The sequence below is a fragment of the Helicobacter sp. WB40 genome (assembly GCF_027859275.1).
GTDB classification, from domain to species: domain Bacteria; phylum Campylobacterota; class Campylobacteria; order Campylobacterales; family Helicobacteraceae; genus Helicobacter_D; species Helicobacter_D ibis.
In genome coordinates this window covers 111,540-130,189 of record NZ_JAQHXS010000002.1, presented here as the reverse complement: position 1 = coordinate 130,189, position 18,650 = coordinate 111,540, and the positions used below count along the sequence as shown (strand labels likewise).

The 18,650-nt window shown below is 30.3% G+C and carries 16 protein-coding genes and 1 pseudogene; 3 read left to right on the top strand and 14 right to left on the bottom strand.

Going from position 1 to position 18,650, the window contains the following annotated elements; translation table 11 throughout:
* Positions 1 to 18 precede the first annotated feature (18 nt).
* The 5 genes and pseudogenes from PF022_RS02115 to PF022_RS02100 all read right to left on the bottom strand — a co-directional run bounded on the left by PF022_RS02115 (position 19) and on the right by PF022_RS02100 (position 3,639).
* Positions 19 to 687 (bottom strand): acylneuraminate cytidylyltransferase family protein, encoded by a 669-nt coding sequence (locus PF022_RS02115; protein ID WP_271022649.1) that lies wholly within the window; start codon positions 685 to 687, stop codon positions 19 to 21.
* Positions 684 to 1,799 carry a UDP-N-acetylglucosamine 2-epimerase gene (gene neuC / locus PF022_RS02110; RefSeq protein ID WP_271022648.1) on the bottom strand — a complete coding sequence of 372 codons (1,116 nt, stop codon included), beginning with the start codon at positions 1,797 to 1,799 and terminating at the stop codon, positions 684 to 686. The genes PF022_RS02115 and neuC overlap by 4 nt, the downstream gene beginning before the upstream one ends.
* Positions 1,796 to 2,828, bottom strand: a pseudogene (locus tag PF022_RS02105) (N-acetylneuraminate synthase family protein). Before PF022_RS02105 ends, neuC begins: the two are co-directional and overlap by 4 nt.
* Positions 2,825 to 3,049: an alpha-2,3-sialyltransferase gene (locus PF022_RS08890; protein ID WP_442908570.1), complete on the bottom strand. Its 225-nt coding sequence runs from the start codon at positions 3,047 to 3,049 to the stop codon at positions 2,825 to 2,827. Before PF022_RS08890 ends, PF022_RS02105 begins: the two are co-directional and overlap by 4 nt.
* Entirely contained in the window at positions 3,016 to 3,639 is a 624-nt protein-coding gene (locus tag PF022_RS02100) for an alpha-2,3-sialyltransferase (RefSeq protein WP_271022645.1), read from the bottom strand. Before PF022_RS02100 ends, PF022_RS08890 begins: the two co-directional genes overlap by 34 nt.
* 106 nt (positions 3,640 to 3,745) lie before the next feature.
* Here PF022_RS02100 and uvrA point away from each other — a divergent pair, with 106 nt between their 5' ends.
* Positions 3,746 to 6,577, top strand: coding sequence for an excinuclease ABC subunit UvrA (gene uvrA / locus PF022_RS02095; protein ID WP_407081403.1), 2,832 nt, complete (start codon positions 3,746 to 3,748; stop codon positions 6,575 to 6,577).
* Here uvrA and PF022_RS02090 read toward each other — a convergent pair.
* From PF022_RS02090 to glyS, 8 genes are read right to left on the bottom strand one after another with little or no spacing between them, the layout of a single operon-like run.
* A complete protein-coding gene (locus PF022_RS02090; protein ID WP_271020750.1) occupies positions 6,560 to 7,615 on the bottom strand; it encodes a glycosyltransferase family 9 protein in 1,056 nt (351 codons plus the stop codon). The two genes, uvrA and PF022_RS02090, sit on opposite strands and share 18 nt — an antisense overlap.
* On the bottom strand, positions 7,596 to 8,354 hold the full coding sequence (locus PF022_RS02085) for a glycosyltransferase family 2 protein (protein WP_271020751.1): 759 nt from the start codon (positions 8,352 to 8,354) through the stop codon (positions 7,596 to 7,598). The genes PF022_RS02090 and PF022_RS02085 overlap by 20 nt, the downstream gene beginning before the upstream one ends.
* Entirely contained in the window at positions 8,351 to 9,250 is a 900-nt protein-coding gene (locus PF022_RS02080; protein WP_271020752.1) for a lipid A biosynthesis lauroyl acyltransferase, read from the bottom strand. The genes PF022_RS02085 and PF022_RS02080 overlap by 4 nt, the downstream gene beginning before the upstream one ends.
* On the bottom strand, positions 9,247 to 10,236 hold the full coding sequence (gene waaC, locus PF022_RS02075) for a lipopolysaccharide heptosyltransferase I (RefSeq protein WP_271020753.1): 990 nt from the start codon (positions 10,234 to 10,236) through the stop codon (positions 9,247 to 9,249). Before waaC ends, PF022_RS02080 begins: the two co-directional genes overlap by 4 nt.
* Positions 10,230 to 11,681 carry a Ppx/GppA phosphatase family protein gene (locus tag PF022_RS02070; RefSeq protein WP_271020754.1) on the bottom strand — a complete coding sequence of 484 codons (1,452 nt, stop codon included), beginning with the start codon at positions 11,679 to 11,681 and terminating at the stop codon, positions 10,230 to 10,232. Before PF022_RS02070 ends, waaC begins: the two co-directional genes overlap by 7 nt.
* Complete coding sequence (locus PF022_RS02065) at positions 11,681 to 11,932, bottom strand: YfhL family 4Fe-4S dicluster ferredoxin (protein WP_271020755.1); 252 nt, start codon at positions 11,930 to 11,932, stop codon at positions 11,681 to 11,683. Before PF022_RS02065 ends, PF022_RS02070 begins: the two co-directional genes overlap by 1 nt.
* A gap of 59 nt (positions 11,933 to 11,991) precedes the next feature.
* Entirely contained in the window at positions 11,992 to 12,576 is a 585-nt protein-coding gene (locus tag PF022_RS02060; RefSeq protein WP_271020756.1) for a hypothetical protein, read from the bottom strand.
* Complete coding sequence (glyS, locus tag PF022_RS02055; protein ID WP_271022643.1) at positions 12,576 to 14,621, bottom strand: glycine--tRNA ligase subunit beta; 2,046 nt, start codon at positions 14,619 to 14,621, stop codon at positions 12,576 to 12,578. Before glyS ends, PF022_RS02060 begins: the two co-directional genes overlap by 1 nt.
* Before the next feature lie 120 nt (positions 14,622 to 14,741).
* Between glyS and PF022_RS02050 the strand changes: the two genes are divergently transcribed.
* Positions 14,742 to 16,055 (top strand): two-component system sensor histidine kinase NtrB, encoded by a 1,314-nt coding sequence (locus PF022_RS02050; protein WP_271020758.1) that lies wholly within the window; start codon positions 14,742 to 14,744, stop codon positions 16,053 to 16,055.
* A gap of 40 nt (positions 16,056 to 16,095) precedes the next feature.
* Positions 16,096 to 17,685, top strand: a complete 1,590-nt coding sequence (locus tag PF022_RS02045; protein ID WP_271020759.1) for a methyl-accepting chemotaxis protein — start codon at positions 16,096 to 16,098, stop codon at positions 17,683 to 17,685.
* Here the strand turns inward: PF022_RS02045 and PF022_RS02040 are convergent.
* A complete protein-coding gene (locus tag PF022_RS02040; protein WP_271020992.1) occupies positions 17,682 to 18,620 on the bottom strand; it encodes a tRNA dihydrouridine synthase in 939 nt (312 codons plus the stop codon). The two genes, PF022_RS02045 and PF022_RS02040, sit on opposite strands and share 4 nt — an antisense overlap.
* Positions 18,621 to 18,650 lie beyond the last annotated feature (30 nt).

Sequence of the window (18,650 nt, the reverse complement as noted above, 5' to 3'; positions counted from 1 at the left end):
CATAGTAGCAATGTGATATTAACTATATAGTTTTAAAAATTGTTCAGCCAATATTAAATCTTCTATACTATCACAATCTAGACTATCTATATCATTCATAACAAAACATTTTGTATTAACAGGACATAGGTTATTTGTTTGTAAAAATGAATCTTTTTTGATTATATATATGGCACCATTACTTAAATATACTTTTGGCAATTTTTGTCTTGGTAGAAAAGGATATGTATTGTTACAAATTCCAGTTAAGCCGTTTTCGTTTATTATAAATGCTTTTAATATTTTATTGTCGTGTTGAGTGACGCTAATTAGTGCATTTGCGTTTGATTTTGTGAATATTTTAAATGCTTTATTTATATGTTTTGTGGTTCTTAGTGGGGATGTTGGTTGTAGAATCATAAAATTATCAAAATTATTATTGTTTTTTATGGCATGAAGTAATACAGACTCGGTTGAGCTATTATCTTGTGCTAGTTTTTTTGGTCTTTTTAATGTATCTATACCGCAGTCATTTCCAAACTTTAGTATTTTGTCATCATCGCTACTTAGGACTATCTTATCTATATACTTAGATTCTTTGGCTGCTTTAATAGTCCAAAAAATCAAAGGCTCATTATTTATAATATACATATTTTTATTTTTAACACCTTTTGAGCCGCCTCTAGCTGGTATCAGTGCCAAAGTCATATTATATCTTTAAATGTTTTTTGTTTTTCAATATCAAATATCGTTTTTCTAGTAAGTAGTTTTTTAAATCTCAAGGAGCTATTTACTGTAATTTTTGAATTTTTTTGTATAGTCTTATTTTTTATTTTTGCAATCGAATCTAATATACTATTGTATTTTATTTCTGTTTTGATTGTTAAGTTTTCCCCAACTCTACCTTGTTGTCTGCTTCCAAGCAATATGGCAGGAATTGATAGCATAGGAGCTTCTTTTAAAAGACAGCTTGAATTTCCTATTATAAATTGTGAATGTTTAAGTAACGTTATAAAATATTCAAATCTTAGCAATGGAAAGATTCGAAAATTATCTAACTTTTTTAATTTCTCATAATTTTCTAAAATAAATTCAAATCCTAAATCATTGTTTGGATATATTATTATATAATTTTTTCTATTAGCTTTTAAAGCTTTTACCAATACTTCACTTTGTCTTTTTATATCTAAAATTTCAGTGGTTACTGGATGAAAAAGAACTATTGAATATTCTTTGTATGGAATATTGTAATAAGATTTTGCCATTTCTATACTAATTTTATTGTTATATAGTATTTCTAGATCTGGTGATCCTATTATAAAAATGCTGTTACTATGCTCTCCCATTTGTATTAGACGCTTTCTGGCTATTTTGTCATTTACTAAATGTATATGTGCTAATTTTGATATAGAATGCCTTATGCTATTGTCTATTGTCCCAGATATTTCTCCTCCTTCAATATGTGCTACTAGTATATTATTGAAGCTACCTACGATAGCGGCTGCTAGAGATTCTAGTCTATCTCCATGGACTATTATTAGGTCTGGTTTTTCTTCTGCTACATACCTTGAAAAGCCAGCAATGGTAGATGAAATGGCTAAATCCATATTGTAATATTTGTCGTGATTTATAAATTCAAATACATTTTTAAAGCCTTCTTTGTATATTTCTTTAATGGTGTATCCAAATTTTTTACTTAGATGCATTCCGGTTGCAAAAATCATAGTTTTGTATGAATTTAGGCTGTTTGACACATGAATTAATGATTTTATTTTAGAAAAATCAGCCCTTGTGCCTGTTATAAAAACTATCTTTTTCATTGAAAATCTTCTAGATGTATTTGTGTATTTTTATTTATATCTTTAGTTGCCATTTTTCCTATTATTGTATCAAACCATTCTGCACCCAACCCACCTTTTAAAGGTCTTTTTACCCAGATATTATCACTACTAAATATTTCACCTTTTTAATATCTTTTATGATAACCACACTAGCAAATGCAAAATCAATAGTAGTTTGTTCCTCTTCAATGCCTCTTTTTTGCCACCCCTCATTTTGTATAAAATTTCACTTGAATATATTAGCTCTTTAAGTTGAAATTCGTCCATGGAACAACAAATATCTGGTCCAACTCTAGTGTATGTATCTGTAAAATGTCGTTCTATTATACATGCCCCAAGCGATATAGCTCCAAATGCTGCCAAGTTATTTATACTATGATCACTTAATCCAACTAAACAATCAAATTCTTTTTTAAGTTCTAGCATAGCATTAAGTCTAATTAAATGCGGAGGTGTCGGGTATAAATTTGTAGTGTGTAATAGCGCAAAGCTTATTTCATAGTCAAGCATAATTTTAACTGTCTTTTTTATGCTTTCTATATCATTCATGCCAGTGCTGACTATCATTGGTTTTTTGAAGCTTGCTATATGTTTAATTAATGGATAGTTACTCGCTTCACCAGATCCTATTTTATAAGCACATACCCCTATGTCTTCCAAGAAGTTTGCAGCTTCTTTTGAAAATGGGGTGCTAAGGTATGTAAGTCCTAATTTTTCAGCGTATTCTTTTAATTTTATCTCATCATTTTTACTAAGAGCACAATTTTTCATAATATCATAAATACTGATATCCGCATTTCCAGGAATTACTTGTTTTGCTAATGGTATCATTTCGCTATCTACTATATGTGTTTGATGTTTTATTATTTTTGCACCAGCTCTTTTTGCACTATCTACCATAATTTTTGCAATTTCTAGGCTACCATTGTGGTTTATTCCTATTTCTGGCACAATAAGTGGTGTATGTGAATCTGATATTACTAAATTATTAATTATTAGTTTTTTCATTGTTGTGTTATCGCTATTGTTTGTGTTTTTGACCAAATCCTTTTTTGATAGCTTTGTTGGTTTGGTATTAATATATCATTTGTATAGTTAGAAGGCTTATTCTCTATTTTTATTTTATTTTGTTTATTTTTTGGAGCTAATGGTATATATTTTGTTATTGGACTATCATCACATATGCTGAAAATCTTTATTCCATAATTATTTTGCAGTATCTGTAACATTTGTATATCAATTTCTTTTGTATGCAAAGAGCCATTGGCTTATTATTGTGACTAAATTCTGGCACTAGTTTGATTATATTTGGTTGTTGTTTATTAAATGCGTATTGATATCCATTTTGATATAAATCAATACCAGCTAAATATATTTCTTTATATCCTAATGCAGTTGCAATGGCACACATGTATGTTCCACTTGTTACTCTTTGTTGTTTGTATATTTCATTGAACTTCATAAATATATCAATTTCTTTTAAGTTTTGTTTTATGTATTTATATCCTAGTTGTGCAGCTGGAAAAAATTCGTTAAATGTATTAATAAAGTGTTTTTGTAAACTATCTATTCCTAAATTTGCACAAAATATATTTTGTATTTCGTATTCTTGGTTTGAATTTAACATTAACGCAGTATAGTATTGCTCAAAAAATATTTCTGATATAAAAAATGCTATTGATACTCTTTTTCCTAAGTAATATTTATCTTCAAAATAAAATTGATTACATCTAAATGTGTCAAAATCATCTGGCAGTCTATTGTAATTTATTTTTAGAATAGAGCCACCATTTCCAGCTATAACAACCTTATTGCTCATAGCAAACTTGCTCCATAATTTTTTTAGAATGATACTCAAAAAAAACAAAAGCAAGGGCTAAAATTTAGTTTTGATATAATTTTGTAATTTTAACTTTGGGGATTTACTGGTGAAAAAACAGCATTCGGCACTTGATTATATAATCATTACAAACGCAAAAGAAAATAATCTAAAAAATCTAAACTTAAACATACCAAAGAATAAATTGGTGGTATTAACTGGTCTTAGTGGCAGTGGGAAAAGCACATTAGCGTTTGATACTCTATATGCAGAAGGTCAAAGGCGATATATTGAGAGTTTATCTAGTTATGCTAGGCAGTTTTTGGACAAGATAGGAAAGCCAGATGTAGATAAGATAGAGGGTTTAACACCAGCTATTGCAATTGATCAAAAAACAACAAGCAAGAATCCTAGATCGACGGTTGGGACAATTACAGAGATTTATGATTATTTGAGATTGCTTTTTGCTAGAGTTGGCACTCAACATTGCCATTTGTGCGGTAAGACTATTTCTAAAATGAATGCAAGTGATATTATCTCTGAAGTGCAAAAAATAGAAGAAGGAAGCAAGATTTTAATCCTATCTCCATTAATAAGAGAAAAAAAAGGGACATTTACTGATAAGTTAGAATCTTTAAGACAAAAGGGATATGTAAGAGCCCAAATAGATGGGATTCTAACTAGGCTTGATGAGAATATAGAATTGTCTAAGACAAAAAAACACACAATAAAGGTTGTAATTGATAGGCTTGTGGTGAGTGTTGATAATAAAGATAGAATAGCACAAGCAATAGAAAAGGCACTAAAAGAATCTTATGGTGAGGTCGAAGTTGAGATTTTAGGTGATAGTAAAAGTGAAGTAGTACATTTTAGCGAACATTTAGCTTGCTTTGATTGCAAGGTGTCGTTTAATCCATTGGAACCCCTTAGTTTTTCGTTTAACTCACCAAAGGGTGCATGTCCAAAATGCGATGGACTTGGGATTAGATATAGCATAGATGTAAAAAAGATTCTAGATTCTAGTCTTCCTTTGTGTGAGGGTGGGATAAAGATTATTTATGGATTTAATAAAAGTTATTATAATGAGTTATTTTGCACAATGTGTAAGGTTTATGGAATAGATAAAAATGCACTATTTGAAGAGTTAGATTCAAGAGAGCAGAAAATTATCCTCTATGGTAGTGGTGAGGAAGTTGAATTTTTGTGGAAAGGCACAAAATTAAAGCGACCTTGGAGTGGGATAATATCCATTGCTTATGATATGTTTAAGGATAATAAAGAGCTAAGCGATTATATGAGTGAGAAGGTGTGTGAGGATTGTAATGGACATAGATTGCTTCCTCAAAGCCTATCTGTTAAGGTATCAAATAAAGGCATTGGAGATATTTTAGATATGCCAATTTCTGAATGCTATGGGTTTTTTGCAAATGCTAATAATTTTGAATATTTTTCTTCACAAGATTCCATGATAGCAGAGCCGATTTTAAAAGAAATTTGCGAGAGATTATACTTTTTATATGATGTTGGGCTTGGGTATTTATCACTAGGAAGAGATGCACGAAGTATAAGCGGTGGTGAATCACAAAGGATTCGTATTGCAAGTCAAATAGGAAGTGGATTAACTGGCGTTATGTATGTGCTAGATGAGCCAAGTATAGGTCTGCATGAGAGAGATACGCTAAAGCTTATTAAAACACTAAGGAGTTTGCAACAAAAGGGTAATTCTGTGATTGTTGTAGAGCATGATAAAGAAACAATAGAGCATGCTGATTTTATAGTTGATATTGGTCCGGGTGCTGGTAAATATGGTGGAGAGGTTGTATTTAGCGGGAATCTAACACAACTTCTAAAGAGTAATACTCAAACTGCACAATATTTGAGTGGAAAGAAGAAAATAGAATACTTTCATCGCAGAAACCAAGAAAAATGGATACAAATAAATAATGTAAATATAAATAATATACATAATCTAAGTGTGGAGATTCCGCTTGGGAATTTCGTATGTATCACTGGCGTTAGTGGGAGTGGTAAGAGTTCTTTAGTGTTGCAAACTCTACTACCAGTTGCACAAGAATTACTAAATAATAGAAAAAAAGTAAAAAAGGTAGATGGAGTTGAGATATTAGGATTAGAACAACTAGATAAGGTAATATATTTAGACCAAAGTCCAATAGGTAGAACGCCAAGATCAAATCCAGTAACATACACAGGTGCAATGGACGAGATAAGGCAGATATTTGCACAAACAAAAGAAGCACAAATAAGGAATTATTCTATAAGTCGCTTTAGTTTCAATGTAAAGGGTGGTAGATGTGAGAAGTGTCAAGGTGAGGGTGAGATAAAAATCGAAATGCACTTTTTGCCAGACATCATGGTGAAATGCGATTGTTGTCATGGCACTAGATATAATGCTCAAACGCTAGAAGTAGAATATAAAGGGAAAAATATCGCACAAATTTTAGAGATGAGTGTCGATGAAGCATGTGAATTTTTTTCTAAGATTCCAAAGATTTATCAAAAGTTAAGAACACTAAAAGATGTTGGGCTTGGTTATATAACTCTTGGACAAAATGCAATAACCCTAAGTGGTGGTGAGGCTCAAAGAATAAAATTAGCAAAAGAGTTAAGCAGAAAAGATACTGGAAATACATTATATATACTAGATGAGCCAACGACAGGGTTGCATTTTGCTGATGTAGATAGGCTTGTAAATGTATTGCATCATTTAACAGAGCTCGGTAATAGTGTGATTGTAATTGAACATAATTTAGATATGATAAAGAACGCTGATTTTATAATCGATATAGGACCTGAAGGTGGTAGTCAAGGTGGAAATATAGTGGATATGGGCTCACCAGAAAGAATTTCTAAAAGATATAAAAAAACAGGAAGTCATACTGGGAGATTCTTAGCAAAAGAGTTAGGGATTGACAAGTGATAATTTGCCTAAAAAATCTTCTAGTGTTTTTAAGGCTAAGTTTTCTTGTATCCCTACTAGGCATTTACTGATTTTAGAATCATTACAACCAGCTCTATGGCATGGGATACAAGATAGGGATTCTTGATATATTGTGTGCTTTCCTATTCTTTGAATCCCAAAATCATTGTCATATCCACTAGCTATATCATTATCCCACACTCCCCATTCTCTAACTGAGCTAGGACCAAAGAAAGCAAAAGAAGGTATGTTGTTTGCCCCACTTAAATGCATAATGGCAGTATCTACCCCTACAAATGCTAATGCTTTTTTGTTTAATAGTGATACTTCAGGTAGGCTTAGATTGTTAAAATATGTGATTTCTTTTTTGTATATTTTTTGTATATTTGCTAGCTTTTGTGCTTCTTTTTGTGCGTTTGATAGGGTTAGGATACATTTTGTTTTGTATTTTTCTTCTATTAATTTTATTATTGTGGCACAAAATTCATCGCTAAGACACTTAAAAAACCAATTGCTAAAAAAATGACAATGTATGAATCTTTGTGGTAGTTTGATTTCATTTTTAAAGCTATCTGCGGTATTTGAGATTACTTTTTTGCTTATTATTGGTATGTTTAGGATTCTTAGTGAATCTAAATTGCTCTCTATTGTGTGCTGATGTTTGTATGTTAAGTTATGAGTATAGAAGTATTTTGACCATAGATTCTTAGGTGTAAATCCAACTCTTATTTTAGCTTTACTAATAAAGCTTAAAAATGCAGTTCTATCACCATTTGTAAGCCCTAAGACAATGTCATATTTTGCATTTTTTATGTCTTTTAGCAGAGTTAATTCTCTCTTTAATCTCTCTAATTTACTTCCTTTTTTATCTAGTGTTAATATTTTGTTTATCGGCTCTCTTGGCAATATGTCTTTTGTGTTAGAATTCACTAAGCAGTCTATTTGGCAATTTGGAAAATGTGCTTTTAGATTCTCAAATAATGGAGTTATTAATAATACATCACCTATATTTCTTAGCTTAATTATTAGTATTTTCACACTTTACCTCATATAATTTTATATATTTCCAAAATGAACATTGTGAATTATAAACACTAATGATAAATCCCTCATATCCTTGCAAGAATCCTTTCTTTAAAAGATAGCTTTTTATAAATGCCCATATAGAGTGAGTTAGTGCTTTTGTGATACTGCTTTTTTTATGTTTGTTGCCATTTGCATATAGTGTAGAGTATTTTTGCATTTTGTCTAAAAAAGATTCTATGTTTTCATATGGATAGTGGGATATATGTCCTTTTAGTGCTATTGTTTTTTGTGTGTTTTTTAGTGGAATTATTCTCTCATGCACTTTTGCGTCATTAAATTCATAATATTCTTTATTATAAAGCCCTATACATCTATCATCACCCCAGCCACAACTATAAATATGCTTATCATTGAAGTAATTTTTTACATCATAGCTATAACAAGTATCGTTTTTTAGGTTTAGATTTAGTATTTCATCTATTAGTGTGCTTGATGCAATTTCATCGCTATCTATTGTTAGTATCCAGTCATTCTTAGCGAGTCGGCTTCCAAGTGCCTTTAGCTCACCAAATCCTATAAAGTCATTGTAATGTATGGAAGTATTTTGAAAACTTTTGGCTATATTTATAGTCTCATCATTTGAGCCATTATCTAAGATTACTACCTCATCTAGCTTGACTAGAGATTCTAATACTTCTTTTAATAGCCTTTGTGAGTTTTTAGTGAGAATTACAGCTGAAATTTTGTTCATCTATAAATCTCCTCATATTGATTTTTGAATTTTCTATGAAACCATAGCCATTCTTTTGGATTTTCTTTTATTATTTGTTCTAGTATTGTGCTTTGTATTTGTGTTAGATTTTGTATATCTTCTTCTGTGTTATTTGTTTTTTGGAATTCTATTGGAGGAAGAATCTTTATTTTTAATCTTTTGTAATCACTTGAATAGTAGGAGAAAAAATGCACAATTTTTGCATTATATTTTATAGCTAAGAGTGAGGCAATCGGCGTGTGTCGCACCTTTTTAGAGAAAAATTCTACCAATCTTCCTTCATTATCTGCAGTGTTTTGGTCTGTTACTATTCCTACTACTCTATCTTTCTTTAGTGCTTTTATAAGTGGTATTGCAGCACCTTTTTTATCTAATATTTCTATATTGAATCTTGACCTAACAAATTTTAGATATTTGTTTATTATTTGATATTTTGTCATTCTAGCAACTGCGGTTATTTTGTGGTTGAAATAGCAACTAAAAGCCGGTGTTGCATATTCCCAATTCCCATAATGTGCAGTTACAAAGACTATGTATTCATCATTGTCTAGTAGATTTTGTATTATTTGTGGATTTTCTATATCTATCATATTTAAGATTCTTTGCTTACTGTTTACTGCTAATACAAAAAATAATATTGTGTTATAGACTAAGTTTAGATAGTTTGTTTTTATTATCTCTTGCTTTGTGTGTTCATCTAGCGTGTTGTTATATGCAAAGTTTAGGTTTGCTATTAAATCCTTTTTGCGTCTTTTATCTAGTGTGCATAAAATAAAGGCAATAAGCTTTGCAATACCTAGCCTTAGAAAATGAGGCATGTATAAAAATAAATATCCAAGAGAGTTAAAAAATATAAAACATATTTTAGCTTTCATTGTTGCCTTTCATTTAGAATCTTTAGTGATAAATCAAAAATCTCTCTTGGCAGTATATCATTTATGCTAAAGTCATTTTTGTCATAGTTGGCATTTTTATTGGCTTGTATGTGGAGATTTTTAGGAGTTGTGAGTGAAAATCGACTAGATGGTGTAGCTCCAAAGAGAGTAATTGATGGGATATTTAATGCCCAAGCTAGATGCACAATACCCGTATCTCCACCTATTACTAGATTCATTTGGGATATTAGGGATTTTATACTTTCTAGCTTTGGTGCGTGTATGTTGTAGTAGTTGTCGCTTGAATCTATCTTGGTCTCATAGCTTAGTAGTATCGGTTTTATATTTATTTGGTTGAATAATTGCACTAGTTTTAAATAAGATTCTAAGTTGTATGTTTTGTTTTTTTTAGAAGTTTCTAATGCTAGCAGAATCTTTGTGTCTTCATTTATATTAAAGTTATGTTCTTTAAAGCCTAAAAATGGTTTTGTTTTAAGTAGCACTTCCAAGCTTGGTGGAGTTAGATTAAATGCTCTAAAGGCTAATGTGGCATTTCTTAATAGAATGTGTTTTTCATATGGTATATCTATTTTTTTGGTATAAAAAATTGATGCGATAGGCTCTTTTATGCTATTTTTGTTGAATCCTACAAATTCTTTGCTTTGCAATATTTTTCCTATTAGTGCTGATTTTATTAGTCCTTGAAAATCAAGCACGACATCGTATTTGTGTGATTTTAATTCTTTGTAGATTTTGTATAGTTCTTTTATATTTTTGTCTTTTATGCATTGTTTTAGCGGGATTTTTATTAGTGTATTTATATTAGGTGAATCTTCTAAAATATCACTAAAGGCAGAATCTACATACCATGAAATGTGTATTTGTTTATGTTGTTTGACTAAGCCTTCCAATAAATGAGGCAAGATACTTACACTATGTATTATATCTCCCATCGCACTTAAGCGGATTATCGCAATTCTTAGCATAGGTTAATTTTAAAAAATGGTGGTATGTTTAGTTTGTTTAGTTTTTCTTTTGTGATATATGAATCTTCCATTTGTATATTAATTGTAGTGCTTAGGCTATCTTCATTTGTTGTTATATTGATTAGTTTTGGGTTTTTTGCATAGCTTAAAACATCGCTAAGAGATAGCAAAAATACTAAAATATTTAAAATCTTAGATGATGGGAGTAATTCTTCATATTCTAATATGCTTGGTATTTTTTTGTTTATATACTTTATTAGTGTTGCAATTAGTAGTCTATCTTGGTGGCTTAGTGCGTAATTTAGGGCGTTAAATACAATATATCCACCATGATGATTTTTTTCATAGAAGTTTAGCGAGATTCCTATATCACTTAATTCACTTGCTATGAACAGATGTTTGTAGAATGGTTGTATTTCCGTGTTTTGCATTGTTTTTAGTAATTTTGTCATTATTAGTTTTGTGTGTTTTGATTTTTCTTTATTTTTTATGAATCTATCTTTTATATTTCGCACACTTGGGTTAAAGTTCTTTGGGAATCGTCCATCGCTATTGCGTAAAAGATCATTTAAAAATACCCCCTCTCTTATACCAACGCCGCTTGTTATGACTTCTATTGCTCCAAATTTATTTAATGCAAGATGAAATATCAAAGTTCCGCCTTGTATTGAATCTAGTCTATCTTCTTTAATTCCTAGCTTTGTTAAGTTTTTTTGTGAACTCGTGCATATGCTCTCAAAAAACAAATGATGCTCTAAAAATGGATATGAAAATCCATGTAGGCTATTTAGTGGATATTTTGTATGCTTTAAGATGGCTTTGCTTAGTGCCCTTGCAGTTCCACCTATGGCAAAGACTCTTTTGTGTTTAAAATGTTCTGGTAATTGCGATAAGGAATCTTTTACAAACTTATATGCTCCATTATAATCTAGCTTATCAAAAAACAATTCTTTTAATCTTATTGTACCTAGATTAAGAGAGATTTTGTCTATTATCTTGCCTTCTTTTATTAATGCGCATTCTGTGCTACCACCACCTATATCAATTGTGATACCATCGTTAAAATGCAATAAGTTTAATGCGGCTATCGCTCCAAAGTATGCTTCAGATTCACCATTTATGACTTTTATGTTTAGTCCTATTTTCCTTGCTTCTGCTAATAGTATATTTTTATTTGGTGCATCTCTTACAGCAGAGGTTGCAACGCAAAATATTTTTCTTGCTTTGTGATATTTGGCAATATTTAGGAAGTCTTGTAGTGCATCTATAGTCCTAGATATTGGTTCTTTTTGTAGGTAGCCATTGTTTTGATAGCTATTTTCAGAGATTCTAACTTTGCTTTTTGTTTCATAAATTAAATGGAAACCAAAATGACTGGTTTTCTCGAAAATAGCCATTCTAGCTGAATTGGAGCCTATATCAATTACGGCAGTAATTTTAGCCATTAATTGTCTTTGTTTAGTTGAGAATGTTTGAATTTTAATTCTTCTAGTGTTTCTACATTATCTGGGTCTGGTACAATTGAATCTACAGGACACACAGATAAACATGCCGGTTCATCGTAATATCCATAGCATTCTGTGCAACACTCTGGATCTATCATGTAATATGGATCTCCCTCCTCAATAGCATCATTTGGACATTCTTCTCTGCATGCATCACATGCGATACATTCTTCGTTTATCATTAACGACATAATATCTCCTAGTTTTCTAATAAAATAGAGTTTGTAGCCAAATATAATTTAAATAAAGCTTAAATTATATTTGTGTCAATGCTATTATCATTGATGGTTGATGATATGATTATTTTATTGTTTGGTATTAGTTCTATTAGATTTTCATTTTCTACTAGCAGTATATCACTTTTTGCAAAAATGGCTTTTGTTAAATCATTCTTTGAATTTATTTTGAATATTCTCTCTAATCCAAGTTTTAGTGCAAAATCACTTAAGTTTTTTAATTCTTTTTGGTTTAGTATATCAGCTCTCAATACTATTGCATCAGAACCATACACAAGAGATTCTAGTATTTGATATTCATCAATTATTATGAAGTCATAAATTAGAGGAATATTGGTATATCGTCTTATGTATGCTAGATTATCCAAGCTTTCTAACATAAATGCACTTACTACCTGTTCTTTGCTCTTTGCTATATTTAAAAAATCATCATCTAGTAGTTTTATAATTTGTTTTGGTGTAAAGGTTTGTGTTTTTTTAAAGGAATCTTTTAGCTCTCTTGGCTGATATGGAGTGTATGCTAGGCTTCTGCCTAGCCACTCCATTGGATAACTTTTCTTTTTTTTATCTATCCTGTTTTGCAGTGTTTTTAGATTCATTATAGAGTTATTTCTTTTATATCAGCAATGTTGAAAAACGCCATGTATATTTGTGCTATTAGATTCTTTCTATTTGTTTTTAATGTTTCATCTGGAGCATTTACCAATACCTTATCAAAGAATCTTGATAATACTTGATTTAGTGAGAGTAAATAATCAATTCTTCCTTTAAAGTCACTATTATCAAAAGTTTTATTCTTATACTTTACAAATTCGTTGTATAGCTCTATTTCTTCAGTTGCAATTAGTTTATCTTCTTGTATATTTAAGTTATCAAAATTGACATCTTTTATAATATTAGCAAGTCGTTTGAAAGTTTGCATTAGCATTGTTTTGTCTTGGCTTTGAAGCGATGATTCTAGTGCTTCTGCTTTTAAGTATATGTTTAACAAATCATCTTCATTTGAGGCAAGTATTGCACGAATTATTGATGGATTGTATGGCAGTGTGGATTCAAGTCTTTCTAAGATGAATTCTTCAAGCATTTTTAGCTCAAAGTTTTTATATAGATACCTTAGATTATTAAACACTTCTTTTAATTTGAAGTTTAAATTAAAGTGAATTATTATTTTTATAACTCCATTTGCTGCCCTTCTTAAAGCAAATGGATCTTTAGAGCCACTTGGAATTTTATTTATACTAAATAACCCAAAAAGATTGTCAAGTTTATGTGATAGGGCAATAATTGCAGAGATTAAATTGCTTGGCAACTCACTATCTTCAGAGTTTGGTAGATATTGTTCTTTTATTGCAAGTGCTACTCTATCATCATATCTTAACTCTTTTGCATAGTAATAGCCCATTATCCCTTGTAATTCTGTAAATTCATACACCATCTCACTTGTTAAATCTGTCTTTGATAATGTTGTGGCTTGTATTATTAGTTCTTGTATTAATCCAAAATCATTAGATTCTTTTAATAGCTCTTCTTTAAATATATCGCATAGTATCTTTGCGATTTCCACTTCTCTTTTTGTTTTATCTAGCATACTTCCTAGATTTTCGACAAAAGTTATGTTTACTAATTTATTCTCATCTAACCCAGCCTTTAAGTCATTATGATAGAAAAATAGGGCGTCTTCTAATCTTGCGTGTAATACTTTTAAGTTTCCTTCGATTATTGTTTTAGGATTCTCACTAAGGCTATTTTGCACCATGACAAACCCATTGTATAGCTTTAAATCTTTATAGGTTGCAAAATATCTTTGATTTACCTTCATAGAAGTAATAATGCAAGGTGCTGGAATCTCTAAAAAATGCTCACTAAAATTACCAAAAAGTGCTGTTGGATATTCTGTGATACTTACTATTTCATCTAGCAATTCTTTGTCTATTTCTACTTTTATGTTGTTTTCTTTTTCTATTATTGCAATTTCATTTAGGATTTTTTCTTCTCTTTTTTGTTGGTTTAGGATCACTTTGCCATTTTGTAGAGTTTGTAGGTATGAATCTATACTACTCACATGTTTAGATTCGTATGAAATATTTCTATGCACATAAGTTACTTGTGATGATTTTATGCCAAAGATTTCTAGAGGGACTAGTTTGTTATCAATCATACATAAAATCCATTTAATAGGTCTAATAAAGCTCTCCGTATTGCTTCCCCAACGCATTGCTTTACCAAAGTTTAATGAATCTAAAAATTCTTTTAATATTTCTTGTATTAATTCATTACTATTTTTGCTAATTGCCTCTTTTTTGCAATATAGGACTTCTTTATTATCCTTTGTTGTTATTTGTGTTTCATTTTCGCTAATTCCACATTTTTTAAAAAAACCCAGTGCTGCTTGTGTTGGGTTTCCATCTTTATAGGCTATATCAATAGGGGGACCAAAAAATTCTAAAATCTCTTCTTTTTGTGAAGTTGGGAAGTTATCTGAAATTAGCACTAACCTTCTTGGGGTATAAAAAAATTCAACTTCACAATCTAGTCTATGGCTTTTTAGTATTTGTTTAAACTTGTTTTTTATGTTTGGAAGTTCTTTAAGAAGCGGTATTGCTGGTAATTCTTCTGTTCCTATTTCCATTAAAAAAGAAGACATAATATTCCCTTTAGCTATCAAAATAAAAGCAAATATTCTAACAAAACTAACTGCAAATAAAGCTTTAAGACTAATTAAACTTATGTATCGTAAAATGATTTTAAAAACAAAAGAGTATATATGAGTGGTTTGGAGTTTATATTATTAGTGTTTTTGTTGATTTTGTTGTCATTATGTGTTTATGTTTTTATTTTGTATAGCAAGACATTAAAGGCATTAAAACAGCAATATGTTGTAAATTCTGATATATTACAAAAACAACAGAAACTGCAACATTTAAGCCAAGAGTTAGCAGAACAAATGGAACTTGAGATATCAAATAGGCTTGCAAGCGAGTTGGCTTATAATAATTTGTTTGACAATTCTTTGAATTCTGTTTTGGTTGTATCTATTGATGATTTGAGAATAGAGCGTTGCAATAGGGCTTCTAAAAAGATGTTTAATATGGAGTTGGAGGGCTATAATTTATTGGAATTATTTGATGATAAAGAGCCAAAAAAAATTCTATTTTCAAATATAAATGATATAAAGCAAGATAGGCAACGAAAATTTTTTAAATTAGAGTTATCAATTAATGGTAATCCAGTTTTTGTCCTAGTATCAATTCACATGTTCATGTTTGGTGATAATAGTGCCATGTATGTTTTATTTGTTGATATTTCTGAAATAATAAAATTGGAAAGAGAATTAGAATATAGCAGAATTATGTTAAACCAAAAGAGTAAAATGGAGAAAATGGGTGAGATGATGAGTAATATAACTCATCAATGGAAACAACCATTAAACTCATTGTATCTATTAAGTCAGAATCTAAAAGAAATGATTGATTTTGATGAACTAAATAAGGAAAATTTAGAAAAATATATACAAATAATGCAAGGGCAAATTTCCTTTATGTCAGGTACAATAGATGAGTTTAGGTCATTTTATAATCCAAATAAAAATAGTGAAATATTTGAAGCTGATAAAGTAGTTAGAAGAACTTTGGACTTATTCTATAAGCTTGTAGATAAAAGAATAGTTATTGAATGCGAAGTAGAAAAGAACAAACCATTGAGTATATATGCTAGTAAAAATGAATTTCAGCAAGTTTTAATTTCACTTTTAGATAATGCAATAGAGGCTGTTACAATTAGGCTTAAAGAGAAAAAAATAGAGTGTGGCAATATATCTATAAAATTGCATAATGAAAATAATATAGCAAATACTAATGTTTGTGTAATGACTATAGAAGATAATGGTGGTGGCATTGATTCTAGTATTACAAACAATATCTTTGAATCTTATTTTACGACAAAGGAAAATGGCAGTGGTATTGGTTTATCAATAGTAAGTGAAGTGCTTAAGAAGATGGATGGAAGAATCTCATTTTTAAATACCCAATATGGAGTTGAGTTTAGAGTGGAGATACCTTTATTTGTTAGTTTGGATTAAATGAACTTAATTTATAATATTAGGTAAATAAAGGAGTTTCATGTTGAAGAGTATTAGAACTAAAATTATAATTATGGTTGTTAGCATATTGACCATATTGCTAATTGTTGCTTATTTGAATTTTCAAAATGGTTTTGGAGATATAGCAAGAGAGAGTTCTACTGATGAGTTAAATAAATTAAACGCATTACTTTATGAGGGTTTAAAAGTTGCAATGAATACTGGTGATCCAAATGTTATAGGTGGTTTTATCGAAAGTGCTGAAAACATAGAAGGAATCTCCGCAATGGAAGTTTTTCCAGCACAATCAGTTATAGATATAATGACTAACAAAAAAGAATTTACAAAAAGAGAAGACATACTTCAAGTTTTTGAAACCAAAAAAGAAACTATAAAGCCATATATTACAAATGATGATCAAGGCTATGTAATGGCAAAACCAATAGTAGCTGGAGAAGCATGTGTTATGTGTCATGCTACAAATAATGTTGGAGATATACTTGGTGTTGTTGAGATGAAGATTTCTAATTTTGAATTAATGAAGCATTCAAATGATATAAAAAATCAAACAGCATTTTATATGGGTATTGTAAGTATTGTTGCACTTTCTGCACTTTTATTTTTGTTTAATTTATGGGTGTTTAATCCAATTAAAAGACTTTCAAATATTGCTTATGAACTATCTCAAGGTGATGGGGATTTGACAAAAAGATTGCCTACCAAAAATGGAAATGAAATATCAATAGCCAATTCTCATATAAATAATTTCATACAAAAAATAGCAAATATGGTTTCAAGTGCAAAGAAGCTAAGCTATGAAAACATAATTCAAGCAAATCAGCTCACAAATGCTTCAAGCGAGATTCAAGATAGAATTGGAAGATCTGTTCAAGTGGTCCAAAATAGTGCTGCTTTGGGCAAGAGTGTTGAGGTATTGTTAAATGATTCTATGGAATTAGTGCAAAAAAGCACAAAAGATATAGCAGAATCTTCAGAGCAACTATCTAAGACTAGAGACTTATTGATGCAAGTTGTAAATAATGTTCAAAATAATGTAAGCGTAGAGCATGACATAGCCAATAGATTATCAGAGTGTGTAAAAGAAGCTGATAGGATCAAGGAAGTCTTAACAATAATTGCTGATATTGCAGATCAAACGAATCTTTTAGCATTAAACGCCAATATAGAAGCAGCAAGGGCAGGTGAGGCCGGAAGAGGATTTGCTGTTGTTGCAGATGAAGTTAGAAAGTTAGCCGAAAGGACACAAAATAGCCTAAGTGAGATAGATGCAACGATAAATGCAGTGGTTCAATCAATTTCTGATACAAATACTGCTATGGGTAGTAATATTACCAATATAACAAGTGTTGCAGATGATTCTAAAGCCGGAATTGATGTTTTAGAATATAGCGTTAAATGCTTAGATGATGCTGTTAGTGCGTCTAATAATTCTTTGCATAAGATAAATGAATTATTTAATGCAACAAGAGAAATTTTAAATCAAATTTCTGAAGTTGAAGGGCTAACTAACGCAAATAATACAAGCGTAAATGAAATTGATGGAATCTCAAAAGATATAGCCACAAAAGCAAATAGCTTAAATAATCAATTAGATTCGTTTAAGTGCTAAGGATTTCCTTGGCTTGTGGTTGTAAAATTTGTCTTTGAAAAAAACTCTAAAATAGCCTCTCTCATTAGCTCTTTATCACTTATGTAATTTATTTTATTGCGAAACTCACTAGCACCATTTAAGCCTTTGGTATATGCATGTAGATTCTTCCTAAAGACTATTACTCCATAATCTCCTTTAAACTTTAAAATACTATTAAAATGCTCTAAGACAACCTCTTTTCTTAGTTGTATGGAATCTTGATTTATGCCACTTTTTATTTGTTGAAAAATCCATGGTTTCTCGATTGCAGCTCTACCTATCATTACCCCATTTGCGCCAGTTAGATTCATTACTTCTTGTGCTTTTTTTGCATCTGTTATTTCTCCATTTGCAATTAGTGGGACTTTTAGAATCTTTTTCATAAGTGCTATTGATTCATAGTCAATTTTGTCCTTTTTGTATCCATCACTTTTTGTTCTTCCATGCACTACCACATAGTCTATTGGAGTTTCTTTTAGTGCATTTGCAATTTCTAGTGGTATTTTTTTATCAAATCCAAGCCTAACTTTAACGCTTAAAAATGGATAGTTGCTAACTTCTCTTAAAAGTTTTAATATGCTTACTAATTTATCCAAATCTTTAAGCAATGAACTTCCACTTCCGTGATGTGATACTTTTGGAGCAGGGCAACCACAATTTAAATCTAATATTTGCACATCTTTTATTGTATTTAGTAGCTCTACTGCCTTTTTTATTATTTCTAAATCATTCCCAGCTATTTGCAGAGCAAATGGGTTTTCAAGTGGCGATTTTTCTACCATTTGCAGTGTTTTTTTGTTTTTATATGCTAGAGCATGTACGCTAATCATCTCACTAACTGTAATATCAGCACCGAACTTTTTTACAACTTCTCTAAATGGTAAATCACTATATCCGGCTAGTGGAGCTAACATTAATGTATTATCTTTGATTATTTGATTCAA